The following is a 25,351-nucleotide window of genomic DNA, read 5'->3' as shown; positions in this document are numbered from 1 at the left end:
GGGGACGGAACTTCGGATGTAGCGGCCACGACAGCCACCCTTCATGCTTCTTGGACCGCAGCCTTTGCTGCGCAGACACCCCTTCATGGCTGCAACTGACACGAGCGACATGACTCAGAATTCAGAAACCAGCTGGTGAGCAGCCTTACGCCACTCAGTGAACGCGGGATCGTCATTAGCCAGGACGCGCGGTGAAGGCTCCTTGTGCACCTGCAGCCCAACGCATCCTGCGGTCCTGGTGTGTGTCCTCAGGCGTTCGACGGCGTGTGGGAGCCTTTCGTGGAAGGCGAGCGGACCGAATCCAGGGTCGTCCTCCGTGTAGGAGGAAAGCTCCGCGCGCTGTAGGGCATAAAGCTCCGCCACGATCTCGGAGTGACGCCACCAACAGTCTGGAACGACTGACGTCGTCAGTTGATAGGTGGCGACAAGCCATGTCACCCACGTGAAAAGGGACCCCCAGACGTCCTGCGACTGCTCTGGCGTCATCTCCCTCCAGCGTCGGGTCACGTTCTTGGGGCCAGTGGGAATGGGAAACGCGGACCTGAACAACTGTGCGGTCAGCTCGTCGTCCCCAAAGGAAGCCGAGGACGGCACATCAAACTGGTCGGTGTCGTCATGGCTGCGCATCCGGCGCCACTTCCTTCTTCTGTTGGCGTTGCCTGTGCCCGTCCGCCAATTCGCGCTCCATCTCGGCTTTCAGGCGGCGCAACTCCCCTGCGTCCTTACGCTTGTGCCACTCAAGAAGGTCCAACAGAATGGGTCGGGTTCGTCGGCCGAGCATGAGGGCCGTTCCAACAGGCAGGCGTCGAATCTCATCCAGAGCGATTACCGGGCTCTCGCGTATCTGCTCACCGTCCTGCCGGCCCTGCGAGGACCATGACCGCGTGGTCAGTGTAAGGCTCCGCTCCCCCAGCAATCCGGCCAGCGAACGGAGGTCCCGTTCGTCGGATCCGCCCCCAAAGATCACCTTGATGATGGCGGAATCCCAGATCGTGGCCGCCTCATCGATGGACCAGCCGGAACGGGCCTGGGATAAGGATTGCAAAACCACGAGTGTCGAGATGCCAATGCCACCGCCGTCAGAGAGCGCCACAGGAAGTCCGGGCCATGGTGCCAGGTTGGCGATTTCATCGAGGATCAACGAAAGGGGCGGCTCCAATCTCCCTCCCGGTGATACGAACGCCATCTCCCTTGCCGCGTTGTCGATGTCGTCGATCAGTGCGGACAGGTACGGCCCGGCGGCAGCTGCCCCAGCTCGGGTGCCAATGAGATAAAGAGTTCCCCGGTCCCGGATGAAGGCCTTCGGATCGAACTCTTCGGATTCGTCCTGCGGATTCAGGGCGGCCAGCACTTTCGGCGATGACAGTGGCGCCACCGCCGCCGATACCCCAATCCACGAATTAGACGTGTTCCGAGGATCGTCTTCCAGTATCCCCATCAAGTCTGCCTGCCATCCCAGCGCCGCCCCGGGCCGGCCCAGCACCTCGAGCGCTTCCCTCGCCAGTACCGGGCTGGACGACCACCGTCGAAACGCCGTCACTCCCTCACCGCACAGCGCGGCGGCATGCAACAGGCACTGCAGGACTAACAGCGAGCGCTTCTGCCACGCTGCGTTCTCGCCCTTCATCTCGGTGTCCGCCGTGATGACCAGCGCACGACGGGTAGCCATGTCCGGATCCTCGCACCCGCGGACAGGCGACCAGCGAAGCGACGATGGAAGTCCCGACATGCCCTGCGGGTCAAAGACGGTCACAGGTCGCCCGCCTGACGCCCGGGCTTTCAAAGTCACCACCAGGTTATCTGCGCGCGTCGACGTCGTGACCACTGCCCCGGGCGCATCAAGAATGGCGTTGATGACCACGTACAGACCTTTGCCGGATCTCGGTGCCCCTTGGATCACCAATGACTCCTCCGTGGACACGTGGATCGTGACGCCGCGGGAGCGGCCCAGCGTCCACGACAGGTCCTGCACGGTAGGGTTGACGACTCCTGGGCGCGTGAACTTCCCTCTCTTGCGCACAGCCCTCGCCCCGAAATCGTGAAGAACCTCGGCTCGGCGGGCAACGCCGTCACGTTTGAGGATGTCCTGGCGTAGCCACCCGCCAGATTGCTTCCATCGCCGCCAGGCGACCACTACACCAACGGCGAGCGCACCAAATAGGAGCAGCGTCGGGGCTAGAACCCACCAGACACTTTCAGTGCCAACTGCGCAGTCGGCCGGGCGGACCACTATCCATTCCATCCTGTTGATCACAAGTCCGACGGCGGCCGCAGGGCTAAAGGGCGACGGCGGCATGCTGCCGCAACGCATAGAACCTGCTAAGTGCGCTGCAGCTTGAACCAGTGCACACACAGACACGTAACCTGCCGCCGCAACAAGGCAAGCGGTCACCAGTGGACTGTCACCCGCCGCCCGCGAGCTGCCTAGGCCTCTCACAGCATCCTGTCGTCAGTTGAGAAAATGGCCAGTTCGTCAGTTGTCACTCGGTTGGCAACGATGAAGGAGCGGTTCCCCACCTTCCAGAGCCCGACCCCCTTGGGAAGGTTCTCGACGTGCTCGCATTCGGCTTCCGTCAGGCCCAGCGCCTCCTTGGTCAGGCGCATGGCGTCATGTTTCTGCCGGTAAATGATCCTGGTGTCAGCCTCCGTCAGCAGGCCAAGGGCTTTCTGCCGGTGCCCACTGGTGCTGTCCCCGATCTCGTTGAGGTCCGCGACTTTGTGCATAATCAGCAGGTTCGCAATCCCATAGGTTCTGGCCAGCCGCCACTGCTCGCTCATCTTCGCCAACATGTACGGATCGGCGAGCATCCGCCACCCCTCGTCGTACACCACGAGCCGCTTCCCGCCGTCGGGATTTGTGATGGCAGCTTCCAACCATGTGGCGCCACATGCTGCCGCTAGCGAAAGGGCCTGCTCCGACGCACCGATCAGGGCGGAGGTGTCCATCACCATCATCGGCGCTTCAGCGTCGAAGGCCACGGTGGACGGCGCATCGAACATACCTTCGAGATCTCCGGAAACCGTACGCCTCAACGAGTGGCTGACTGCGGTTCCTCCCTCGACACCAACCAGGGCCGTCATCTCCTTCGAGGGTTTCAGCAAGTGGTCCAGCACCATAGGCAACGTGGGGTTTGAGTTCTCGGCCATGGTTTCCATGAGGGCGATGTCCAGGGCCGTGTGCTCTACGGGGCGGAGCGGTGTGCCCTGCCGCATGAGGGAGACCAAAGCCACCAGCAGATAGCGACGCCGTTGCCTCACTACCGCTTGCCACTGGGCTTCGGTGAGGGCGCTGGGGCGAGGCCCGGCGTCGAGAGGATTTACCCTTGCAGGGCGGCCGGGACCAACCGAGATCACCTTGCCGCCAACAGCTTTGGCGACGGCGACCCACTCACCTTTTGGATCAGACGCGACGGCGGCCTTCCGACCCAATGTGATTGATCGTGTCACCAGCGACTTGCCGCACATTGACTTGCCGGTGCCCACCGTTCCGATCACAACAATGGACGGTCCGCTGATGATCCCCTTGTCGTATAGGATCCACGGATCGTAGGAGAAGGCCCCGGACCCGAACACGTCGGTGCCGATGTATGTCCCCTCGTGCCCCAGGCCCGACTCCGTAAGGAACGGATAGGCGGCGGCAAATGTCATCGTCGAGGCACGGTGCGGCGCAGGACGCAGCCGATGCGGACCACGCAGCGAGTTTTGTTCCTTGCTCCCCCAGTCACCTGTGACGCGAAAGGCATTGAATTCTTGCTGCCTATCCTCTGCCGCTGCGCTCGCCGATGCTGCCCCGGGAGGTGAGACCCGCCGTCGAGCTTTCCGTTCGCTACGGTTCTTCCCCGACGGTACGTACTCAAGACTCTTCGTTGCCTGCTTCAACGCAGTCCCCTTCCAAGCGGCAGCCCCCCGGCGACAAACGCGGCCCACTGCTGACCGTACAAAAGCCGGAGTTCAACGAATGCTCCAGCAGCGGCGGATTCAATTTCCTGGCGGTACCGGGCCAAGTCCTCGAGGGAGGTAGCCGTGATGGTCATGTAGGCGGCTGGACGCACGTCGCCATGACCGGCAACGATCTCTTCCTCCCTTTGGAGCACCTCTTCTTCCTCGGCTTTTTGCTCACGAGTAAGTGGCCTGTCGAAGCGGGCGTTGATGCGACGGCGGGTCTCATGCGCCTCCTGCGCGGAGCGGATGTCACGCAAGGCTTCAGCTGTGGGCACTGCCCGGATGACTTCGGTGAAGGTATGGCGGAACTCGCCCACATAGATCAGGGGGTGCAGGAAACCCGGGAAAACCTTCTGTCGGGGCCATTCAGCGATCCAGAACGTCTGGTGGAACCCCGTGTCTGTCCGTAGATACGTCCAGTGTTCCTCCACAGCCATTGGGCGATGCCGGTCGAGGCCAGAGGTTTCCTTGCCTGCCGACTCGTCCGACGGCGGTGCTGCCGACGCCGGCACTTTCGCGGATGGCTGGGCAGCAGGATCGAACGCACCACGAATGATGCCGAGCAGTCCCGCTTCGCCGACCCACTCCTCCACCTTCACGCTGTGAGTCCCCAGCGACGTTTGGATGGCCTCGACTTCAAGCCGCAACACGCGTTCGAGGCCTGTCAGCCCTCCGCCTGACTCCCTGATCCGCCGTCGGGCCTTGCTCGTGTCCAGAACCACCGCCACAAGAAGCTCATGGCTCATGGTCGACCCGGCAGCGCCGAGCAGGTCCTCGTACGCGCTTTGTCCCCACGTGCGCTTCCCGTCACCAGCGTCAGGCTGCGCAGCGTTGTCTCTGTAGTAATCCCAAAGGGCCGACGACGGATAGGGCACGGTGTAATCCTGGATCGCGATCCGGGCCACGCCCGGGCGTTGGGCCATGCCGGCCTGAACTCGTGACCAGGCCTGGACGGCCCACGCCTTGTCATCCGCGTCCAGGAGCGCAAAGGATCGCGTACTACACCGCAGCAGGGCGACCGCCTCCTTGCCGTAGCGGTCGACGACAAAGCACTCACCACCGGCCGTTGTTCGGATCTCCAGGTTGCCTAGACCGCCCGGGAGGGCAAGCCGCCCAGCTAGTTGTGGTGCTGCGGGCTTTGCCAGGAAACCCGTCTGGCCTGTCGCTGCACGGTAAAAGAACACAGCGATCTGTTTCGCCCACACGGGATAAGGGATGCGAGAGTACTGGAGGAGTCCAAGCAGCATGAGCGCGAGCCACATTGGTCCGGAGAAGAATAAGCCTGCCGGGCCGCCGCGTGCGGATGCCACGATGGCGACGGAGGCTCCTCCGGCGATGATCAGCAGCTGGTACCACTTGAGCCCGAGGAAGAACCCTCGGCGCTCGTATCTTGGGAACTTGACGGCCTCAAGGGCGCGCGAGTCCTCAGACATAAGGTGTACCTCCCTTCGGAGGGTCGATTCTTGGTGGCTGGGGTTTCGGAGGTTGGGCTCTTGGAGGGCCAGGTGTGCTCACTCTCGGCTGCGCTCGCCATTCGGCCGCCTCCAGTGGTGCTTGCGGCGGAGATGTTGCAGCGGCGCCGTTCCGTTTATGGAAACCACCACGCATGAAACCCGGAGACTCCGACGGGTGCGGGGCGCTTGGAGCGCCAACAGACGTTCCGGTGCTCAGAGCCTGTCGACTCCCGCCACTGCCGATAGAAGACGCGCCGGAGCGGACAGTGGATGCCAACACCTGCGTGGGAAAAGGGGCACGGCTTGAGCTGATCGGCCGAGTCATTGCGGAGCGACCAACCAGGCTCGCGAGTGTAAGGCGGCCACCTGCCTGCCTACTGATCTGGCGGGCTGCCACGCTGCTGCTCCTGGAGAGGATATGGCCGCCGCCTGCCGTTTGGGCCGCGGCCGCCAACTCCCCGCCAGCGAAGCTCACCAAGCGCAAGGCCATCAAAGGTGCACCGCAGGCGAGGACCATGCCCACCGTCCCGGCTGCCAATCCTGCGAAGGACTTGGACTCGGCAAAGAGCTTCACCGCTACTGCCAAGACTGTTGCGGCCAACGGCTTAGCCAGAACCAAAGCCACTACGACCTCGCACCATCGCCGTGCCCAGGACTTTGTCTTGTCCCAAGGAAGCAGCATGAGCGCAACGGGGGCGAGGGCAGCCAAGACGACGAGCGCGAAGGAGCGGAAGATCATTGAACACATCAGGATGAAGGCAAGGATCCAGACGACGCCAACCGCCAACACAGTCACGACAACGGCACCAGCAGCGCCGCCCGTATTCCCCGGAGCCAGTGAGACCAGGTTCCATTCCCGCCCTGCTCCTTCTGGTGCCCGCTCGAAGCCAAACAGCCTCATGAACACGAGGTAAGGATCCGAACCGATGGATTCGAGCAGGGCGGCCGAGGCTAAGTCGCTAGCCCGCGTCAGTTGCCGGACAAGATACACCGCGGCCCCAACCAGCGGGATGGCTGCAGCTCCGCCGAGCATCGCACGTCCGATCCGTCTCGGCTGCTGGCTCACGAGGCCGGATAGAACCTGAAGGATCATCACGACGACGAGCGGCGTCATCATGACGACGACCCACCAGCTCGTGAGCCCTCGGATGGAGAGCCATTGGGAGTCGTCGACGTCTGACACTGTGAAGGCGCCGGTGATGAAGGCCCATAGCCAGGACGCCATGTTTTGGAGGATGTTCGCGAAGAGCGACGTGACTGCACCCATGGCGTTGTCGTTTGCCTGTGAGACCAGACCGCAGCCGGGCGGCCACCATCCATTGAGATCGCACTCAACAGGCATGAGCTAAAACCCAAGCGGGAAGGCCGTCTGCGACCAGAGGATGTAGCCGTTGATGCCGCCGAGAATGGCAGCCACGGGACCTGTCCAGAGGAGGATCACGCCGCCGCCGGAGGCAAGGCGTGACGACTGGCTAAGTTTGCCGGCCAGAAGCATCGCGGCGCCGATGATGGCCACGATGGCAATGATGATGAAAGCGCCGACGAGGATCCCGCCGCCGATCTGTTTGAGCGATTCTAGGAAGGGAAAGCTTGCGTTCGGGGTGATCCCCGGGTCCACCGCTGCGAAAAACATTGGTGCTCCGTCCGTCGTATTCCATGGAGTGAGCAGATGAGCTCACAGGTTCATGGAAGCTGCGGGACGGAACGACATGACTAAAAAGGCCATCCGTGCACAGGGCGGAGTCAGATTGGAGGGGTTATAAGGCCCCCTACCAACCTGCTTGGTACAGCACTATCTGAGGCCGTCCATCAGAGCTGCAACATCGAAGTCTGTTTCCGACCCAAGGCCTTTCGCAGCCCAAAGGTTGCCGGAGTTCAATTCATGGCTTGTGGCGGCTTGATTCACGTATGTGTTGGCGCGTTCATAACCGGGAAAGACTTCATCAGGATCTGTGTACATAGACGCGTATTCCAGCACCCCCTCGAGGTCGCCCGTATGCTCACCCTCGTTGTCTCCCGGCAGATCCGCCCATGAACCTAGCTGTTCTCTGACTATGTCGTCTATCCGTTCTTCAATCTGGCTTTGGAGCATTCTGCTGGAATGCGTCGATAGCCTTTCTATGTGTGATAGAGCTTCACGCGCGCTCTCCCAACCGTCAAGGCTTTGCGTGACGACGGACTCGACCTCTTTAAGAAGTAGTTCGTAGATGTTTTTTGCACCATCAAAGCTTTCCAATTCCACCAAGAGGCCAACGAGATCATCTATGCAATCCCACTCAACATAGAAGGTTCCATCTTCCAAGCCGGCCACTAGGCCATCGGTCAACTTCACCGCCTCCTGCAATTCTTCCCCATCTCTGGCGACGCTCCAGAGGCGGGCTAATCTTCGCAGATTCTCCTGGATATCGATCCGCCGCTCCTGAATGAGCGGATCCAGAGCGAACAGCAATCGTCGATAAGCAGTGAAAACCATGGGCCGAAGCGATCCCTCCCAATCATTGTTCTTTGTGTTTACACGACCTGCCGAAAGCCGAGTGCTAAAAAGTCTCTGAATACCCTCAACATGACGGTGAGAGGGAGTCTCTCTGAGAAGCTTCATCAGTAACCCCTTCCGATTCCGAAGTCGATATGCCATGAAATCATCGATGGAAGGATTGGCAGTGGTCAGAACGGGGTCTGCGTGGGGCCCTTCCACGGATAGAAAGTCGCCCTCCAGTACGGAAAGAATTGTTTCGAAGCGGTCCTCACCAGTAGCCTCGTCACCTGTGTCAACGGTGGCCCGCCAAATGTCTCGGAGTCGTGTGAGGTTGACTCTTGCCCCCAAAGTCCCGAACAAATCAAGCATCGTTCGCGCATCGTCCGGGAGGTCCCGAGTAATAGCATGCCGCCAAAGTTCCATGGGATTGTCAAGGTTCCGCAGCATTAGTTCCGGAGCGCTAAGGTTGGCGTCGTCCAAGGCCTGCGAGTGGAGTTCCAGGCTAAGACTGACAAGGCGAGGACTGTAGTTCCTGTGACCCAGTATCGGCCAGTATGTCGACCTTTCGGCAAATAGGGCCTTCTCCAACGGTTCTAGATCAGAGGCCCAGACATGGTTGTACAAAATCATTGCGCGAGAACGAGTGTCAAGATCTTCCAACTCAAGGAGGCATTCAGCGAGTTTGAGGGAAGGGCGCGAGAGTCGCTCGTAGATATTGCGAGCCTGACCAAGAATGTAGCCTCGAGTTGTCATTATAAAACACTTGTTGGGAGAGGCGAAAACCTTTTCCGCAAATCGAGGTATGTCTTCGTCTTCATTTCTATCGAGAATGTCCCCTTTAGCGGATCGACCTAGAAAGTCATCAAAAACGAATACTTGCTTTTTATCTTCCTGCCAAACGTTCAACGCCTCACTAATTCGACTTGAGATCAATATCGCCTCATAGCCGTCAGCGATCAGTTCAGCGCAGAGAATCTGCGCGAGAGTGGTTTTCCCAATTCCGGGGGGACCTGAAATTAGACAGACGCGACGCCGCCGTAGGACATCCTGCGCCCTAGGTAAAGCTGCGGTATCAACAAAGATCGACAATTGCGATTCGATTCTTTGCAGCAAATCTGATGAGCGCACCGCTATTTCCTGATTAAGGACGGCTCGTAGAACGCTGCTACTGGTTAACCATAGGCGAAGATGCGATCTAACGGCTTCAGGATTTGCTTCAAGAAAGTGCTCAATCTGCTGACGCCCATAGATGTCACTATCGGCTAATACATATGGGGTCATGTCAGATCGAAGACCCGACTTATTGGCCTTTGACAGCTGTGCTGACGTAAAAATGACGTACCTGGAGGGTCCTAGTTTGCGAACCTTCGGGAGCTCTTCCACGGTGAACTGCCTACGCAACGAACGAATCGTCGCACCCGGAGTGTGCTTGCACTGAACAATCAACTCCGCAGGTTCATCCTTCCATGCGTGCCGAAGGTCAATCCCTTGGTCCTTCCCACTTTTATAGATCTCCAGATTAATTTGCAACTCGGCGTCGAGGACAGTTTTGGCCAGAGATTCAAAATCAAAGGGTGTCAGTGCTTCGAGATTATGGGACATAAACGCCTCGGTTGTAGTCGCTGATGGTTGGGGTGGCGAGCTCAGCTCCTATTCTGGCGCTTTTGTAGTGGCATTCAGAATCAACTCGCCGCTGCGGTGCTCGGGTCACGAGTTCGTCCCCAGCATGTTCGATATGGCAAATCTGATTGCCCTAGTCTGGCCCGGCGAATGCCCAGGCGTAGCAAGAGTGCAGCCTCAGTAACGCTAGAGCTAGCACAGTTGGCGCAGCGACCAAGGTAGGTATGCTGCTCTGACTACCCCAATAGGTCAAAATAGGCAGTACCCGGGTTCCAACTCACTGGATGGAGCAACGTCCCCGCCGCAGGGTTGAGGGCACTCCACATCATGCCTTCACCAGCGTAGATGCCGACGTGTCCCCAGTTGTCGGGTCCCTGCGGATTTTGAACCACGAGGTCTCCTGGCTGGGGATCCTCTGTGCGGACACCAACCCGCCACTGTTCTACTCGCGGCAGCTCGATTCCGGCTTGCCTGTAGATCCACTGCACATAGCCAGAGCAATCCCAGGCCTTGAAGGCAGTGCCTCCCCACACGTATCGCCCGCCCAGGCCATCCTGTGTGAACCTCAGAATGTCCTGCCGTAACTGGGTCAAGTTGTGTGGTGATCCCGCAGGCCGCGGCGACGGCGAGGAATCTGCACAGGAGGCAGGAGCAGTGCCACCCTCAAGCGCAGCAACGATTGCCGTGGCCGCCGGCTCCCAACGCGCATACAGTTCAGGAAAAGCAGATACCTGGACGGCTTGGGCCGCCAGTCCTTTGTCCATTGCCTGCCAACCGGGAATGTCCAGCAGTCCTCGAGGACTACCGCGATTCGGTCCCGAGGGCCCGCCAAAGAAGGCACGCGCGTTGTAAGAGGCGTCCATCAGCTGCTCAACTGTCCCCCAGCCCGCCGCCGGACGCTGTTGGGCCGAACCGATCGAGTCGTGGTCACGTCCAACGCCGTCATTGGGGAAATGCAGGGAAGCAGGCACGCTGGGGTTCGCGAGCATGCGCAGACTTGATTCCTGCAGCGCCATCATGATGGAAATGATCTGCCCGGAGCGCGGTATTCCAAGCTGCTTGCCGACCGCGATGTATGCACGTGCAACGCTCTCCTGCCGAGGCATCAGCTCGTAGAGCAAGCGCCCAGCATTCCGAACTTCCAAGCCAGCACCAGTCACGTTAGGTGAAGCGGTCACCTCGGTGCCCGCTGGAGCACAAGCAACTGCGGATTGGCGCGCCATACCAGACATCGCAGCCACGCCGCCGGCAAATGCCATAGCGCCAACAAGCAGAGCGAGGGAAGCGGCCGCCGATACGACCTTCAGCAATGCCCGGTGCCGAATGAGGCCTGCGACGGCCGCCAGTGCAGCCACTAGTAGACGATTCTCTCTGCGGTCGCGTAGAAGGCAACCATGGCGCACCGCCCCGATGGAGCGGTGGTGGCAGGAGGACAGTTGACCATCACCGTGACCGGTGCCGCATAGACACTTCTGCCGTTACTCGACTCGTCAACAACTTGCACCGTCACCGTGCAAACATGAAGGCCTTCCCACGGGGCCGGATACTCCTGGACTTTGGCCAACTCGAGATCGCAACGCAGGGACTCAGCAGTCCCGTTTCGGCGAGCGGACTGGCCTGCCAGGGTTGTGAATGTACCTGCTGTCACGCCAGTCCCTTCAAACTCTCGAACCAGCACAGATAAGGGGTTGGATCCATCAGGAAGCAACTCCCACCAAGACCGCACCTTGGCATATACATCCGAGTACGACGACGAACGGCTGTCCCAGGTGTAGATTCCCTTGGCTGCCGCTACAGCGAGCGCCCGGTAATCTCGGGTAGGTGGCAAACCATCACGCGTCGCCTCCGCGGTAACGTCCGCCTCGTCTTGAACAGCGGACGTATTGCCTCGGGCCGTGGAAGTGCCTGATGGATTCGCCGTTGTGGGCGCAGGTGCGGTCGTCGTCGGCGAGACCTGTCCGCCGGGGCCATCGGCAGGCAAAAGTAGGAAGCTGCCGCCAATCATGAGCAGGGTCACCAGCCCTGCAGCGAGCCAGCGCCGCCGGCCAGCTGTACGAAACCAAATCATCGCCCCACTCCATATCCGACACCCATGACCTACAGAGCCGGTCTATTTACTTCGTGCTGAAGCACGCGCCAAGCTGCCCGGTAGAGCTGCCGGGCAAATCCAATATTGACCGCGATGTACCTCTCGGTGACGCCGAGCTCACGCGCCAGAGCAGCCATCTGCACCGACCTATCCAGTCCTCGCAGTCCCGGACGGACTATCTTCTCTGCGACGCTCCGGAGGACGTTTGTGGGAAGGCAGTTGGCAGCACACCGGCAGAGTTCGTCGACGCCCAATCCGGGTTCCGGGTGGCAGTTCAAGGCCGTGTTGATTGTTTTGGCCGTGTGCCGAACGACAGTTACGGCGTGCCATCGACGCCGGTCGTTGGGAGAGGGAGGTCCGTAATGCCTCGGCCCAGTGAGGCTGGATACGGCTAGCGTCCAGGTTTCCTCGCTGACGCTGCGCTGGACCAGGCCCAGCATGGCTTGCGCCCAGGCCTGATCAACGTAGTTCTCAACGTCGTCTCCTGCCGCTCCCGCATGGACGATTGCGAGAAGCTCGGGTGAGCTTTCCGTCGTCGTGAAGTCAACAAGCAACGGCAACGTTTGATGGCCAAGCTCGCGCCGGATATGGGCAGCGCAGATCTTATTGCAGACACCTTGGACCCACGCTTCAAACGGGATGCCGGGCAGCTCCCGGTAGCGACCCCGCGCAACCCCGTCCCATACGGCGACCCGGATGTCCTGCATAACGTCATCCACATCGCAGGATCGCCCGATTCGCGCGAGGCGGGACACGACGTAACGGTGCACACCATCAACCGCGACCATGATCCGGTCGATCTGGATGACGGGTTCTCCCGGCGGACGTGCGCTTCGCAATGAGACGTCGACATCAACGACCGTGTCTGAGCCCTTTGTAGATTGATACGCCTTGGCTTCAATTTCCATGGCTTCACCGCTTTGACTGTTCAGATCGAGTAGTTCGCAGAGTCGCACAAACGGCCACCCCAGTTAGTGGATGCGGAGATCCAACAACGATCAGAAGAAGCTATAGGAATTATTGTCGAAGATAATTAAAGTATCGTCAAGAGTGCTGTTCTTACTTTTTGCGCTACCTTCGGGAAGAATGACCTTATGCCGAGAATTACGCAGCCTAACGACGCCGCCTGGTCGGCCGACGTCGAGGCTGCCGTCGCAACTTTCGGCAACCGGGCGCGAAACGAAATTCTTCGATTCCTCACTTCCAGTGGGCCTTCGACGCGCGGGGATATCGTCGCTGCTGTCAGTGCGGGCGATCCCAGTGTGGCCAAGCACCTGGCGGCGCTCGAAGAGGCAGGTGTGGTGATGGTCGACGTCGAGCCTGGGCGTAGGCACGGACGGTCACCTCGGTATTCCGCGAACCCTGTCCGCATCAAGGAACTGCTCGACGCTCACCTTAAGTACTTGCTGGAGCAGTAGCCGCAGTGCGGTGGAACGATGTTGCAGACGTTTAGTCTGCTCGCTCGGGCGGCTCATTCGCATCCGACTGCGGACTGGCCGCGGCACTCTCTCCCTCTGGCCGGCGACTGATGTCCTTGTTCAGGTACTCCGTGATCGCCCGAAGTGTCTCTGGCGACACGTCACCAAGGGTCCGGGCCGCGAACGTCTTCACCCTCGCAGCGCGGAGAGATTTCACAAACTCAAGCTGCGAGTCAATGCGCTGGGGCAGGTCTGCGGCCTCGCTACCCAGCAGATAAGCGGGATCCACATTGAAGATTTCGCACAAGGCGCCCAGTAGTGCCGGGTCGCTCACCAGCCTGCCCGTGCCGTCCTTCATGTAGAACCAGCGGGCTCTGGAAAGCTTGATTCCCTTCTCCGCCAGCTTTTCCTGGACTTCGCGGAACGTGACGGATTGTCCTCGCTCGGCAACGACGACGTCGAGCAGCAGGTTCAAGCGGCGTGCAAGTTCGGCCTGGGGCGAGCTTTCCGTGCCTTTGCGACTTTCTCCATCTTCGGACACGTTTCACCTCCCGAACCTGACCTGACTATCGTCAGTGAGCCATCGATTTCTGCCCAGTTTGCCTTGACGAACTCCTCCCGCAATATGTGGGGCTTCGTTCTTCCATCGCTATGTAGATGAGCGTATCGTTTTGCTGTAGACCCGTCTACAGCCGTCAAAAAAGTCCTCGTCAACTGATTGTGGTCTCCATGGCGAACATCTTGATGAATCGGACGCGAAGCCGCCTCATTCGCTTTCTGATCACCCATGGCCCGGCTACCCCCGATGAGGTCGCTGCAGCCCTAGACGTGTCTGATTCCTCTGTGCGCAAGCATCTCGCACTTTTATGCGAGGCGCGCATGGTCAGCTTGGCGGCGGGAACGTATAGGGCACAGCGGGATCAGATCGAGAAAGTGCTTGCGGACCTTGCAGCCACGTTTCAGGCGGCGGGCAGCGAGTGCAGGAATCGGGCCACGGACGACTCCCACTTCTCGGTGTCGGCGTTCCATTCAAGCGAATGCCCTGGAACTTCGAAGCACACCAACTGAACGACGTCGGGTCGCAGAGCTGCCAAACGCTCCGAGACCTCCACCGGAGTCGATTTGTCCTCGATGCCATGCAGTATGAGCGTTCGCGTTTGGAGGTCACCGGCGCGGGCTACCCAATTCAGCGTTGGAAGATCAAGAGGTTGCTCCAGTCCAGTAGCCCAACGTCCTGCTTTCGCACCCAACATTTTCAGTCCGACCCTGGTCACAGCTTTCGGCAATCCGCTGGCGCTCCCGTTGGACGTCAAGGTCTCAGCCCAATCCAAGACCGGAGCCACGAGTACCAGGCCGATGATCCGCTGCGAATGGGCTGAGAGATTTGCTGCACGGAGAGCCATGGAACCGCCAAGAGACCATCCGAACAAAACGAGGCGCTTGGCACCGTTGTCCACGGCGAACTGGATGGCTGCTTCGAGATCCAACCACTCATTCTGGCCCAAAGAGTACCGGGAATCGTTCGACGGCGGTGCTTCGCCGTCGTTGCGGAATGACACGACCAGTGATGTCAGGCCGAGCTTGCTGGCAACAGGAACACCTCGAAGGGCACCAGCGCGTTTCCCGCCCATGCCGTGTGTGTGGATAGCCCATGTCGAGGCCACCGGACCATCCGTCGTCGGCGGGAATTTCCATGCGGGTGCCATTCCGGCGTCGACCTTGATCTTCACGTCCTCAAAAGGCAGGCCGAGTTGCTCAGGTCTGGAGTAGGCGTAGCCGCTCCAGATGCCGGCTCTGGCAGCATGTAGGTCGCCCGAATCCACACGCTCGACGAGCCGTGTCACCGTTCCCCCGCTGGTGTCCTCGTCTACGACATCGCCGACGCAGGCGTGCCCCTTGCCGTTGCCGAACCACAAGCTGTATCGGCCTGGTGCTCTCGTCAGTGGCGTCGCCGGCAGTTCGATCTTCAGGGATCCGTCCTCTCCTGTGAAGACTTGCCTGATGACAAGATCCTCCCGGCGCGTAGTCGTGGGAATCACCACCCGGCGCGCAAAGTAGGCAGCACTGAGAAACGTTACTGCTGCTGCACTTACGGCTCCGAAGGCTAAAGGGCCCAGCACTCTAGGAGCTTTCATCTTCACCGCCCCTGGCATGCTTGTCGATGACATCCCGAAGTCGGGCGAGCGTTTCAGGGGATAAGTCCTGGAGTTGCCTGGCCGCAAAGTTCCTAACCCGAGCCTCACGCATCGATTTCAAGAGGCTCAGCTGTGCTTCCACCAGCTCGGGTACTTCTGTTGAGTCGTCAAGAAGGTACCGACGGTCTACGCCGAAAAACGTCGCGAGGTTCTGGAGAAGTTCCTGATCCATGGCCAGGGAGCTATCACCGCTTCGCATGTAGGCCCACCTTGATCGTGACAACGGGGTGCCACGGTCAGCCATGTCTTGGCTGATTTCCCTGTAGGACAAGGGCCCTGCGCCTCGGATCTCATACAAATCCAGCAAGAGGTTTATCTTGCGGGCGAGCCTCGCCTGCGGCGATTCCGAGGGTTCTCCGGCATCATCTGCCACTGGTATCCTTCCTCCTCCCCCATCGTGCCAGGCCCACTCGACCATCCTGCATACCTTGATTGGAGGCCAGGTAATCCTCCGTTCGAGTCAATGTTTGGAAATCAGCTTCATCCAGTAACTTAGCAGCGGCCGGATCCATCAGGAGAGCGTCCTCAATTTCGACAATCATCCGATGAAGCTTTCGCGTGTCAGGGTCTCCCCGTTCGATGGCTGCCGCGGGCGCCGCCAGGCGTCCATCCTTGCGCCTCGCAGTCGCCTTTTCCCAAGTGGATGTGAGGTTTTCCAGTAAGTCAGTCTGTGTCCTCAGTTGTGCTCGTCGAACGATCCGGCGGGCGACCGGTGGCAGGGCAAGCCCAGCACAAAGGAACACCATGGCCCCGACAAAACTCGTGTCGTAAACGGCGGCCAACTGCTCCATCGTTGACTGGTCTCCCAGAAGGTGGGCGACATCCATTCCCAGGACGGCAAAGACGACAACGAGAGCCAGGGCGCACCCAATGCCAATGAGGGTGAAGGCGACGCGAAAGTAGGAAGCGGCCATGCGCCGTCGGAATCTAAAGCACACGTATCCGGTGACGCCGACGACCACCCCGATGTAGACAAACTGAACGGCCGAATAGAGGGCGGCAGCAGGCTGGTCCCCATAATCCAACATGAATTTCGTTGAGGACATGGGCGCTTTGATGAGGAGGAATGCGAGGACCAGCCCCGCGGAGACTAGACCCAAGATTAGGAGGCCACGACGGTCTCCGCGCGCAGGTGCATCATTGAGCTCTGCGGCCCGGAGGATCGCTTGGGAAAGGAAGTAGATTCCCACGACCATCAAGATGTTCGAGAAAAGATCCAGGAGGTTGCGGCCGCCGAGAAGTCGATCACCCGCAAGATAGATCGGGTCGACATTCAAGGAAAGCGCAGTTGCGATCGCCACGGCGGCAACGAGAATGCTGTGGTCTTTCCTGGTGCGGGCACCGGGCAGCAGGCACAAGACGAGGCACCAGATGACGGCAGCGGCGACTGCCTGGATCACCCGAAGACCTGTTCAAATGATCTTGGCTCCATGGTGCTGTCGCGGATAGCGCCAGCAAGAAGGTCTGCGAGCGTCTCAGCTGCGGCCTCCAAGTCGTCAACGAAGCTGCTCCTGGCCAGAGCCCGTGACACCATTTCTCCGTCAAGATTTGGGAAGAGGCTGCCGGCATAGTCCGAGGAAACGCTCAATTCATCGTGGCGCAGGATCATGTGCCCAAGTTCATGCAGGATGAACTGCTGCCTATGGAGTGCTGAGTCCGTCACCGCGTGCAGAATAATTTCCCGAGTATCGGTCGACAGCCACAGACCGCAGACGGACGTGCCGTTAAGGATCGTCGTGGCCTCGATCTCGATTCGTCGCCGGCGCCGGGCTGCCACGATGGCAGTGAGTCCGTCCAGCGTCAGGCGGCTCGGTAGATGCAGCGATGAAAAGGCGTCCGCCGCAATTCGAGCCGGCCCCGGTCCTTGCGATGTTTGCTGGTCCATACCGCCCCCTCCTTGCAGCGGACAGCAACTGCGACTGCCATTGACGGCGGTCACCGCAGCGCGTCAAGCGCCACAGCTTCAATTGAACGCCTCCGCTCTGGACATGTCCAGAGCATTAACACACCGGAATAGTTGAGTAATTATCTGGACGCTAAGCAACACGCGTATATATCTTCGCGACAGCGTCGTGGGTAGTGCAACCATGACGTGTACTTTTACGGTCTCCGTCAGCGTGATGACAAAGCTTTCCGCGATGGAGTGCGCGTAAGTTCTGAGGCTGTCGGAGCGGGCGGCAATCCTCTACCAGGCCGCCTCCGAAGTCCTGTCCGCCGACGTCAGGCCTACGGACTTTTGGAAGCGACCAATGAGGTCCACCTCGGACGACCAGTTAGTACCTATCGGCGTTCGAAAAATGCGGGCATGAACCCCTTGTGCCTTCACTCACATCGGACACATGATATTAGCCCGCGGGTTCCGTCAAGGCGGGGCAGCCACAGCGGCATTAACCGTGCGGTGTTGAACGCCGAGCCTCGAAGGAGTGATGGTCATGAGCACAACGGACGTCAGCATTGCACGTAGCTTTGTTGAGAGTTTGGACCTGTCAGGGGTGCCGACGCACGGGAAAAAATTCCTAGAGGGTGCACCTCCACCCTTTATGGCACTGACTGACGAGGATCAAGCGCTCGTCATAGGCTCGCAGGTCCAGAGCTTCGTGAAAGGCGTGGACGCGGAGAAGCGGCGAGTAGTGAAAAATGCCATGTTGCTCGCACAGTTGGCTGCCGAAGGTGAGGACGACGTCCAAGACTGGTACGCCACGTATTTCAGTACCTTGGGCGCTGTCGGGCTCTTGGTCGAACAGAAAAGTGCCGTTCTCCAAGAGGACGTAGCCATACAGGCCGACGTGGAGAAGGCCGTTCTCAAAGTAGCCGTAGGCCTCCTAACTGGCCCTGCCCTTGCGGGATACCAAGTGCTGGTCGCCGCATTGGAGGCGTTACAGCAACTCGATGAGGGCAGCCCTGCAGTCACAATCTTCCGCCGTCAGACGCATTCCGAGACCGCGAAATTCCAAGTCGCCGTTGCCTTGGATAATGCCGACGGAGAACTAGAAATCTTCCTCCTGGCTTTCAGATTTACCGTCTCGTCCAAGCTGACCCAGACCTTGGTTTTCAAGTTCAAGACCGAGGAGGCCCATCTCAGTCATCAGAAGGCTGTATTAGGTGTTGTCGACGAGACTTTGGACAACCTGGCGCCCCAGATTTCGGAGAAGGTGGCGAAATATACCCAAGGATACATCCGGCAAATTAAGTTGCCCCAACTAACAGTATGAGCGCCTTTGGTCCGGAGGAAGCGCTGCCGGCAGCACGAGAGGCACTGCGCGCCGCTCAGGAACAGCAGTACACGTCATTATCGCAAAGTCCGCCGGTGACTGATCGTGCCCTCGAACTGCATCGTAAGTTGACAAAGACCGTTCCGGACCCTGCCGGGACGGGCCGAGTGAAGCGCGGCATTTGGACTTATGACCCGGACTTGGAGACCAGACGGATCGCGTATGGCCAGACCCTCATCCGTCGCGTTGCACCTGGACCCCGGGAGGACCCCGGCTACTTAGCATTCCTGGCGCATCAAGCCGCTTCCATAGAGCTGGCGTATGAGCTACTGGGCAGTGATTGTAAGCGCTTCCTCCTTGGAACCGCTCACAACCCCGAAGTGAACGCCTTTTCTGAACGCCTTGAAGTCGGGGACTACAACATAGTCGTGCTGAACAGCGGACTTGTGGACTTCGTATACCAATGCGCGAAGGTTGTCGTGGAAGCCGTCCGCCCTGAACGGAACACCGTGCCCGGGGTTAAGGCCACGTTACATGTTTCCTGGAACTTCGACACGATACGAAATCGGCTCGTTAATCATCCTGCAGCCGTCGACCGTCTCTATCACACCCTAGAGGCCTACTTCTTCGGCGGCTACCCGAGGGCTACTGCGAACGAAACTGTGCCAGAGGAGCAGCTTCCCGTGCTCGGGCTCACTATTGGGATGGCGGAGCGGTGGATCATCGGGCATGAGTACGGGCACGGCCATTGGACCCCGGCTAAGCCACCCGAAGGTGTAAATCCTATAGGGAGCGAGGAGTACTTCGCAGATTCCCAAGCCACCATCATGACTGTCCTATCGGCAGCCCACCTCGACGCCGTCGAGCCGGATCTCACTCTGGGTAGTGCACTTTTCGCTCTCGCATGTCTTGATGTCCACCGCCGCGCCCTGTACTTGCTAACTACCGGTGACGAGCATTGGGTGGACCCAGAACATGGAACGCATCCAGCCCCGTCTGACAGGTCCAATCAGGTCATTTCATGCTTCCGGAAATACTTCAACGTCGAATATCACGAAGACCACACATTCGCACTCGACTACGTACCTGAGCGTGACGGCCCATACACACATGCCTTCACGGACGAGCGCGCCCGCTCCACGTACAAAGAAGCCAGGGTCTTGGAAATTGTGTGGAATATAACAAAGGACCGATTCGTCCAAGACCTCAAGCAAAAGCGCCCGCTCCACCCTATGTGGCAGTAGCCGCGCCCGGGCAATCCGAGAGGTATCTTGTTCGCGTTTGCAAGTTCGCATGCCTGTGGGACATACGCCCTCGGGGGTAGTGCAACCATGACGTGTACCTGAAGAGGCCTTGGCAGCAGCGGATTGCGGCCCGCCAGGCTATCAGCGTTATCCCTTAGGAAACATTCCCATACGGAACCCTAATGGCAGCTTCATGCTCAAACCCGGGGTCTGCATCGCCGTCGAATCCAAAGTGCACCAATTGCGGTGCCGGAAACAAATGCACCTATAGGGTTTGTTTTGAGTGCAGGGATAGATCGGATTCGAGTCTACGAGGGGACAACGGCGACATGCATAAGCTAAGAGGATCTCGCGACAGGCAATCAGATGACGTCCGGATGAGCAGAGCGCGGCTATATGTATTGATCGATGCTTTCGAGCAGGACATGCGCCTAGCTATTGAAGGGCACCTGCTTGATCACATCGATGAATCTGATCTATTGAACGCAACCGAACTGTCCAATGCGCGGCTAAAACAAGCAGCCGACGAAAACGGGAACGAAGTTAGCGTCATTCACTACCTGGACCTCCAAGCAGGTTATGACGTTCTGCTGAGGAACAAAGGATCAATTCCTACAAACTTGGCTGCAGAGCTGTCATCAGCTGCCGCCAGCGTGTCCCAGCTAGTTCCGATCCGACACCGAGTCATGCACGGACGGCCTCTTAATGCTGACGACCCAGCTAAGACAGTGACCCTTCTGTCGCCATTCAGTGGAGCCTTCTGGACACAAACACAGACTATTCTGGGGAGATTACGGCAGGACAGTAGCTGGGAGCCGTATTTCGAAGGTACCGTCCCCGGCGACGAGCGCATCGTCCATAACCTCCCCGCCGCCGATTACGATGAAACCTCATTCATTGGCCGCCGCGACGAATCGTCCTGGCTTCTAGGCGCACTCCGGCAACGTCGTAACCGGATCATCACCGTCACTGGGGAAGGTGGTATCGGGAAGACAGCACTGGCCTTGGATGTGGCCTACAAGCTAGTCGATAGCGATGACAATCCCTACGAAGCCATTCTTTGGGTCTCTCTCAAGACGGAAAAGCTGACGGCCTCGGGCGTTGAGGAACTTCGCGATGCTATACGAGGCATTGACGAGACAATCGGGGTGTTGGGTCGGGGCCTCACGACCGATTTTTCAGGAAGCATTTCCGAGCTCGCTGAAGCGCTCCTAGGAATCGACTGCCTCATCATCATAGACAATCTTGAGTCAGCAAATGGCGACGAAATCGTCCACTTGCATGATGAACTGCCTGATACCGTGCGATTCCTATTTACGAGTCGAATCGGTATCGGCCAATTGGAACGCCGCTATCCGCTGTCTCCCCTTGGCGTCAATGAGGCCGTCCTCCTGTTACGCAAATTCGCGTCCTCGCGTCGGCAAAAACGTCTGGCGAGTCTCGCCCAGGAAGCTGCCGAGACGATAGTTAGTGAGCTCCGGTCCAGTCCTTTAGCTATCCGATGGTACGTCTTGGCCAGCGAGTCGGGGCAAGTTCCTGCCGACGTTCTCCGAAATCAACGCGAACTTCTCAACTTTTGCGTCCAAAATGTTTACGAGAGTCTGCGCGAGGACTCAAAGGCAGTTCTGACTGTACTGCGTGCGCTAGACCGCCGAATTGGCTTCGACGAGTTTGCAGTCTTGACGGACCTTTCAATCGATGAGCTTCGGACCGTGACGCAGGAACTAACCCGAGGATCACTTGTTGCCGTTGAATCCATGGCGGTTGGGCAAGCCGGCAGCAGCCTCGCGCTCACGCCAACGGCCAGGTCCTTTCTGAAGAGACCAGACCACACGGGTACGTTCATAGCCGAAGTCCTTAGGCGCGAGCGTGAATATCTGCAGCTCTTGGAGTCAAAGAGGATGGTAAGCAGTGCCGTCGACCCACGTAACATTCATGAGCGAACACCGGAGGATAGACCCACGATCTACCTTCTCCGCAGCGCCACGAAGTTAGCAGCGTCAGGACGCAGTTTGGACCAAGTTACGGAAATCATCGAAAGGGCACGCAGTTTCAACCCGGATTTCTCTGAGGTTCACAGAGTTTCAGGCGATGTCCACAGCAGATTTGGGCGGTTAGAGTCAGCCGTTGCCGACTATCAGGTCGCGCTCACGTATGCGACAGCAGATTCCGCTACTGCCATCGCCAGTTTCCAACTCGCGATAGTGTTTGGGCGAAAGTTGCACAACGCCATCTTGGCACTCCCACATGCAGAAAAGGCCTATGCCCTCGCACCGTGTTACGACACAGCGGCCCTTCTTGGCCGAGTCCGAATTTGGACTGGCGACTTCTTGGGCGGGCAGATTCTCCTAGAGAATCTTGTTGAAACTTCAACGGGGTTCGAGCGCGTTGCAGCGGTGACGGCTTTGACTGACGGCTGGGCCCGTTGGGGAGAAGCCCATTTCAAGGATCACAAATACGTCAAGGCCTTCGAGAATGCGATGAGCGGCTTCCACACAGGTGCCCAATTTCTGAAGGAAGCCCTCAAAGATGAACGACTTTCTGCGGCCATCGCAGAATGTTGCATCATAGCGTTGCGGGCTCTCGACCGCGACAACAGGCACAGAGATGAAACACTCAATAAAGACTTGGAGAAAATGGCTTCATTCATGAAGACGTCAGGTCAATTGATACCAGCCAAGAAGCGGGGACTCTTGTATGAAGCCTTGACTACAGCCCTTTGGCGCATGGATACATCCACTCCTATCTACGCCAAACTTTATGCTGGGTATGAAGCTGTCGAGGTCACTGCGTCGACGAGAGCTCCACGCTAGTGCAGTTCGCGTGCGTAGACTGACAGCGCCAGCGGTCGCAAAGTGACAGCGGGTCGTTACGCGCACCATCAGGAAGTTGTATGCACGGCCAAGTATTGACCGAGGATGGGCGCGGCATGCGGGCCTAGTCCGCCCTTCGCGTCCATCCAGTACGGCTCGATGTTGACAAGGGTTTCCGCCCATGCGCTAAAGAACTACCTGAATGTCGTGTCCCTAGGCGAAAGTCACGAAATCTCAATTCGGCGGTAATGTCGGTGACGGTCGAAAATTGAGCCATTGTGACGGGTTGAAAACTGAGCCACCTTTTCCAAACGATTGGGTGGGTGATCACAGTGGAGGATTGGGCGCTTATTCGGCGGTTGCATCTTGCCGGGATTTCCCGGAACACAGTCGGTCTGGATGAGTTCTTTGGAATCCGACGCCATATCTTCGAAGTGCCACTCCGGGTAGCCGGGTTAGCAAATGAGGCCTGATTCCCGATCACATTTCCCTCTGCGGCCTGCGACGCCCTTTCTTCGACATTAGTTTCCAGATTGCATGGTCGAGGACCCAAGGAGTTACCGACAGTATGCCCGCGGCTTCGACTAACAATCCGCGCGCCTCCAGAACCAAGACCGTGCGTCCCAGCACCTCCCGCAGCCACCTCAGGACATGGCGGTCCGGCTTAACGTGGTCATCATCGCCCGCGGTCATCCAGATGTACGGTCGCTAGGATTCTGAACATGGGAAAGCGGAAGCCCCCTGGACCCGCTTCCTTGAGGATCCTGAGGTCGGCGGGGACGGGCTGGAGTTTTCCCTCCCTCAAGTAGGCCTCCGACGCCGACGCGTCGGATCCGTGCCAGAAGGTCCTAACGGGATGTGGCCCGTCAGTCACGCGCCGCCCCCGCACCGGCCATAGTTCTCCCCGCCATCGGTGAGCAACTCCGATACAGGGATGAGCACGGCCATGAAGTCTTGGCGTACCGACGCGGCCACCGAAGCTGGGTTCTGGACCACACTTCCCACAGCGGCGGTGAAGTTCTCCGCTTTTACTCCACCGCACAGCTCCTGGCGGAAGTGAACCGCGGTGAGCTGCTGAAGCCCCGTTCCTGAATGGCACTCCACGAACCGGTCCCCGCCCAGGATTTGCTGACCGAGGCACGACAGAAGACTTCACCTGGCAGTGAGGAAGCGAGGCGGCTGAACCGCGGGCTGCGTCAGCTGGCCGGCTTCACATCCGAGGACCTGCCGGGTAAAGCTGCCCGTGCCGTATCCGAGGCGATCCTGACCGCCCGCGACATCACCGGCCGCCGGGACAGGGTGACGCTTCCTTCACGAACCGCCTGACACATCCGGGGCCACCCCAGGGTCGGTTACGAGCTGGCGGCGTTTGATCTCAGTGGCGATGAACGTCCCGCGTACGGCAGTGAGCACACCGCCTTCGATGCGGTTGAGCAGGAAGTCCGGCGGGAAGTTCTTCACCAGCCTTCGCTCGAGCCGGTCGGCGTCAATGGTCTTAGCGGCAAAGATCCTGGTCGTGTCCAAGGCCCGGAAAGAATCGACCGACAGCACTGACTCGTGCTTGTGGCCCCACAGCAGCCGGTCGAACTGCTTGCTGGTGGTCCAGTGCCTTCTGATGCGCGCCCGCATGTCCACGGCCTGTCCGATGTACGCCTGCCGGTAGCCGTCCAGCACCATCACGTAGGCGCCTTCTTCCCAGTCGAGGGTCTTCAGGTCGGTGACCTCCCGCAGCGACTTGTTCTTGACCAGCAGCTCGGTCAGGGCGTCCTCGAAGGCGTCGGCTGGAATCTGGGCGAAGAAGGCCATGTTCAGGTCGAAGTTCTCCAGGGCGTTGTCATGCTGCTGACTGCAGAACTCATCCGAGAGGATGGTGTGGGCCTCATCCTCATAGGCCCAGGCCTGCGATGCCCAGAATGCCTCGCCTACGTCCTCGCGCGGCCTCACCGCGGACGGTTTCTTGTTCGGTACTGCGTACATCTCCCGGGTCAGACGGTGGCCATACTTGCTTTGCCGCAGCCGCTCCCCGAAGTGCTCGACCGCCGGTGCGGGCTGAGGCATCTGACGCTTCGGGCGCATCTGACGCAAAGGTGTCCATTCATCGACCGGCATTTCCCGTGTGTACATAACCGGAGTCTAAGGGCGGACGCAATCGATTCCCGGCGGAACGCCGACGGCCCGGGTCAGCCAGTGCAGGCCTTGGTGCCGGATGGGCAAGGCGCTTCCCGGTACGGGCGACCCCCAAGGCTGCCCCGCCGGTATTCCCAGCACCCAATGGTCGATGGATGCCAGTACGTTGCAGACGTTCGCCTGGGTGTGGGGCAAGAAGATGATCGTGCCGAACGAAGCGCCCCCACCAGATCGCGCGAGGAACATCCGGCCCAGTCGCTTGCGTCGGATCAGAGTTGGAAGCAGCCTGGGTAGAAATCTCTCGTAGTGGAAGATGACCAGCTGGCCAGGGTGCCGTCAGGGTTGAACGCCACGCTGGCGTATGAGCAGTCAGAACCCGGCTTACCGCTCGGGTTGCCCTTCACTGTGGAAGCGCACCAGCCTAAATTGGTGTCTACCTGGCCGCCAATGGCGGCACAAGAACTCGATTGTGTGGCTTGGACGGCTGCTTTGTCCTTAGCTGCGTCTGCCGCCTCCGTCGTTGCCTTGGCAGCCTGCGATGACGCCGCACGGGAAGCTGCAGCGGCCGATGTCTGGGCCGCCTCCTGCTCGGACAGGTGGGCATCACACTGTTGGATCTGCTGGTCTGCAATGGCACGGGCCTGTGGCAGACCGACACCGACATACTTGGACAGCAAGACATCAAGCTGCGGGTCGCCACCATTGTCCCCACTAGCCAGATATTGCAGGACTTTGTTTCCCACATCACAACGCGCATGCAA

Annotated in this window: 22 protein-coding genes; 6 read left to right on the top strand and 16 right to left on the bottom strand. The window is 59.3% G+C overall.

What is annotated here, in order from left to right; all coding sequences use genetic code 11:
* Nucleotides 1-613 precede the first annotated feature (613 nt).
* From ACX80V_RS08005 to ACX80V_RS07970, 8 genes are all read right to left on the bottom strand, one after another.
* Entirely contained in the window at nt 614-2,242 is a 1,629-nt protein-coding gene (locus ACX80V_RS08005) for a type IV secretory system conjugative DNA transfer family protein (protein WP_485842698.1), read from the bottom strand.
* 191 nt (nt 2,243-2,433) lie between these two features.
* Nucleotides 2,434-3,648: a putative type IV secretion/conjugal transfer ATPase gene (locus ACX80V_RS08000; protein ID WP_485842687.1), complete on the bottom strand. Its 1,215-nt coding sequence runs from the start codon at nt 3,646-3,648 to the stop codon at nt 2,434-2,436.
* A gap of 227 nt (nt 3,649-3,875) precedes the next feature.
* The gene (locus ACX80V_RS07995) at nt 3,876-5,375 is read right to left on the bottom strand and encodes an SCO6880 family protein (protein WP_485842686.1); all 1,500 of its coding nucleotides are present in this window, start codon (nt 5,373-5,375) and stop codon (nt 3,876-3,878) included.
* Entirely contained in the window at nt 5,368-6,663 is a 1,296-nt protein-coding gene (locus tag ACX80V_RS07990) for a type IV secretion system protein (protein WP_485842685.1), read from the bottom strand. Before ACX80V_RS07990 ends, ACX80V_RS07995 begins: the two co-directional genes overlap by 8 nt.
* 78 nt (nt 6,664-6,741) lie before the next feature.
* Nucleotides 6,742-7,029, bottom strand: a complete 288-nt coding sequence (locus tag ACX80V_RS07985) for a hypothetical protein (RefSeq protein ID WP_056084497.1) — start codon at nt 7,027-7,029, stop codon at nt 6,742-6,744.
* Nucleotides 7,030-7,188: 159 nt separating this feature from the next.
* Nucleotides 7,189-9,474, bottom strand: coding sequence for an ATP-binding protein (locus ACX80V_RS07980; protein ID WP_485842684.1), 2,286 nt, complete (start codon nt 9,472-9,474; stop codon nt 7,189-7,191).
* A gap of 254 nt (nt 9,475-9,728) precedes the next feature.
* Nucleotides 9,729-10,847, bottom strand: coding sequence for a C40 family peptidase (locus tag ACX80V_RS07975; protein ID WP_485842683.1), 1,119 nt, complete (start codon nt 10,845-10,847; stop codon nt 9,729-9,731).
* 742 nt (nt 10,848-11,589) lie between these two features.
* A complete protein-coding gene (locus ACX80V_RS07970; protein WP_485842682.1) occupies nt 11,590-12,489 on the bottom strand; it encodes a hypothetical protein in 900 nt (299 codons plus the stop codon).
* 186 nt (nt 12,490-12,675) lie between these two features.
* Here ACX80V_RS07970 and ACX80V_RS07965 point away from each other — a divergent pair, with 186 nt between their 5' ends.
* Nucleotides 12,676-12,999 carry an ArsR/SmtB family transcription factor gene (locus tag ACX80V_RS07965; protein ID WP_485842681.1) on the top strand — a complete coding sequence of 108 codons (324 nt, stop codon included), beginning with the start codon at nt 12,676-12,678 and terminating at the stop codon, nt 12,997-12,999.
* A gap of 31 nt (nt 13,000-13,030) precedes the next feature.
* Here the strand turns inward: ACX80V_RS07965 and ACX80V_RS07960 are convergent, their stop codons facing one another.
* On the bottom strand, nt 13,031-13,540 hold the full coding sequence (locus tag ACX80V_RS07960; RefSeq protein ID WP_485842680.1) for a hypothetical protein: 510 nt from the start codon (nt 13,538-13,540) through the stop codon (nt 13,031-13,033).
* A 116-nt stretch (nt 13,541-13,656) separates the two neighbouring features.
* On the opposite strand from ACX80V_RS07960, the gene ACX80V_RS07955 reads away from it, so the two are divergent.
* Nucleotides 13,657-14,067: a winged helix-turn-helix domain-containing protein gene (locus ACX80V_RS07955; protein ID WP_485842679.1), complete on the top strand. Its 411-nt coding sequence runs from the start codon at nt 13,657-13,659 to the stop codon at nt 14,065-14,067.
* Here the strand turns inward: ACX80V_RS07955 and ACX80V_RS07950 are convergent.
* Genes ACX80V_RS07950 through ACX80V_RS07935 form a run of 4 tightly spaced genes read right to left on the bottom strand, consistent with a single transcriptional unit; the run spans nt 13,959 to nt 17,079 of the window.
* Nucleotides 13,959-15,134, bottom strand: coding sequence for an alpha/beta hydrolase family protein (locus ACX80V_RS07950; protein ID WP_485842697.1), 1,176 nt, complete (start codon nt 15,132-15,134; stop codon nt 13,959-13,961). The two genes, ACX80V_RS07955 and ACX80V_RS07950, sit on opposite strands and share 109 nt — an antisense overlap.
* Entirely contained in the window at nt 15,121-15,567 is a 447-nt protein-coding gene (locus ACX80V_RS07945) for a hypothetical protein (RefSeq protein WP_485842678.1), read from the bottom strand. Before ACX80V_RS07945 ends, ACX80V_RS07950 begins: the two co-directional genes overlap by 14 nt.
* Entirely contained in the window at nt 15,557-16,594 is a 1,038-nt protein-coding gene (locus ACX80V_RS07940; RefSeq protein ID WP_485842677.1) for an MAB_1171c family putative transporter, read from the bottom strand. The genes ACX80V_RS07945 and ACX80V_RS07940 overlap by 11 nt, the downstream gene beginning before the upstream one ends.
* Nucleotides 16,591-17,079: a hypothetical protein gene (locus ACX80V_RS07935; RefSeq protein WP_485842676.1), complete on the bottom strand. Its 489-nt coding sequence runs from the start codon at nt 17,077-17,079 to the stop codon at nt 16,591-16,593. Before ACX80V_RS07935 ends, ACX80V_RS07940 begins: the two co-directional genes overlap by 4 nt.
* A gap of 547 nt (nt 17,080-17,626) precedes the next feature.
* Between ACX80V_RS07935 and ACX80V_RS07930 the strand changes: the two genes are divergently transcribed.
* From ACX80V_RS07930 to ACX80V_RS07920, 3 genes are all read left to right on the top strand, one after another.
* Nucleotides 17,627-18,406: a hypothetical protein gene (locus tag ACX80V_RS07930; protein WP_485842675.1), complete on the top strand. Its 780-nt coding sequence runs from the start codon at nt 17,627-17,629 to the stop codon at nt 18,404-18,406.
* 95 nt (nt 18,407-18,501) lie between these two features.
* Nucleotides 18,502-19,650 (top strand): hypothetical protein, encoded by a 1,149-nt coding sequence (locus tag ACX80V_RS07925; RefSeq protein ID WP_485842674.1) that lies wholly within the window; start codon nt 18,502-18,504, stop codon nt 19,648-19,650.
* A 377-nt stretch (nt 19,651-20,027) separates the two neighbouring features.
* On the top strand, nt 20,028-22,463 hold the full coding sequence (locus ACX80V_RS07920; protein ID WP_485842673.1) for a hypothetical protein: 2,436 nt from the start codon (nt 20,028-20,030) through the stop codon (nt 22,461-22,463).
* A 480-nt stretch (nt 22,464-22,943) separates the two neighbouring features.
* Here ACX80V_RS07920 and ACX80V_RS21825 read toward each other — a convergent pair whose 3' ends face one another.
* Nucleotides 22,944-23,156 (bottom strand): DUF8548 family protein, encoded by a 213-nt coding sequence (locus ACX80V_RS21825; protein ID WP_498049670.1) that lies wholly within the window; start codon nt 23,154-23,156, stop codon nt 22,944-22,946.
* Nucleotides 23,157-23,555: 399 nt separating this feature from the next.
* Here ACX80V_RS21825 and ACX80V_RS07915 point away from each other — a divergent pair, with 399 nt between their 5' ends.
* Nucleotides 23,556-23,789, top strand: a complete 234-nt coding sequence (locus ACX80V_RS07915) for a hypothetical protein (RefSeq protein WP_485842672.1) — start codon at nt 23,556-23,558, stop codon at nt 23,787-23,789.
* On the opposite strand, the gene ACX80V_RS07910 is transcribed toward ACX80V_RS07915, so the two are convergent.
* Together ACX80V_RS07910 and ACX80V_RS07905 are read right to left on the bottom strand one after the other, a co-directional pair.
* The gene (locus tag ACX80V_RS07910; RefSeq protein ID WP_485842671.1) at nt 23,775-24,521 is read right to left on the bottom strand and encodes a GIY-YIG nuclease family protein; all 747 of its coding nucleotides are present in this window, start codon (nt 24,519-24,521) and stop codon (nt 23,775-23,777) included. The genes ACX80V_RS07915 and ACX80V_RS07910 overlap by 15 nt on opposite strands.
* A gap of 338 nt (nt 24,522-24,859) precedes the next feature.
* Entirely contained in the window at nt 24,860-25,333 is a 474-nt protein-coding gene (locus tag ACX80V_RS07905; RefSeq protein ID WP_485842670.1) for a hypothetical protein, read from the bottom strand.
* Nucleotides 25,334-25,351: the final 18 nt, after the last annotated feature.

Source organism: Pseudarthrobacter arbutini, from assembly GCF_054510915.1.
This window is presented reverse-complemented; position numbering and strand designations above follow the sequence as displayed.

Coding starts and splice junctions, on each gene's coding strand:
- ACX80V_RS08005 (WP_485842698.1), bottom strand. CDS start 2,242: ATGGAATGGATAGTGGTCCGCCCGGCCGACTGCGCAGTTGGCACTGAA.
- ACX80V_RS08000 (WP_485842687.1), bottom strand. CDS start 3,648: ATGACATTTGCCGCCGCCTATCCGTTCCTTACGGAGTCGGGCCTGGGG.
- ACX80V_RS07995 (WP_485842686.1), bottom strand. CDS start 5,375: ATGTCTGAGGACTCGCGCGCCCTTGAGGCCGTCAAGTTCCCAAGATAC.
- ACX80V_RS07990 (WP_485842685.1), bottom strand. CDS start 6,663: ATGGGTGCAGTCACGTCGCTCTTCGCGAACATCCTCCAAAACATGGCG.
- ACX80V_RS07985 (WP_056084497.1), bottom strand. CDS start 7,029: ATGTTTTTCGCAGCGGTGGACCCGGGGATCACCCCGAACGCAAGCTTT.
- ACX80V_RS07980 (WP_485842684.1), bottom strand. CDS start 9,474: ATGTCCCATAATCTCGAAGCACTGACACCCTTTGATTTTGAATCTCTG.
- ACX80V_RS07970 (WP_485842682.1), bottom strand. CDS start 12,489: ATGGAAATTGAAGCCAAGGCGTATCAATCTACAAAGGGCTCAGACACG.
- ACX80V_RS07965 (WP_485842681.1), top strand. CDS start 12,676: ATGCCGAGAATTACGCAGCCTAACGACGCCGCCTGGTCGGCCGACGTC.
- ACX80V_RS07955 (WP_485842679.1), top strand. CDS start 13,657: ATGAGCGTATCGTTTTGCTGTAGACCCGTCTACAGCCGTCAAAAAAGT.
- ACX80V_RS07950 (WP_485842697.1), bottom strand. CDS start 15,134: ATGAAAGCTCCTAGAGTGCTGGGCCCTTTAGCCTTCGGAGCCGTAAGT.
- ACX80V_RS07935 (WP_485842676.1), bottom strand. CDS start 17,079: ATGGACCAGCAAACATCGCAAGGACCGGGGCCGGCTCGAATTGCGGCG.
- ACX80V_RS07930 (WP_485842675.1), top strand. CDS start 17,627: ATGAGCACAACGGACGTCAGCATTGCACGTAGCTTTGTTGAGAGTTTG.
- ACX80V_RS07920 (WP_485842673.1), top strand. CDS start 20,028: ATGAGCAGAGCGCGGCTATATGTATTGATCGATGCTTTCGAGCAGGAC.
- ACX80V_RS21825 (WP_498049670.1), bottom strand. CDS start 23,156: ATGACCGCGGGCGATGATGACCACGTTAAGCCGGACCGCCATGTCCTG.
- ACX80V_RS07915 (WP_485842672.1), top strand. CDS start 23,556: ATGGCACTCCACGAACCGGTCCCCGCCCAGGATTTGCTGACCGAGGCA.
- ACX80V_RS07910 (WP_485842671.1), bottom strand. CDS start 24,521: ATGCCTCAGCCCGCACCGGCGGTCGAGCACTTCGGGGAGCGGCTGCGG.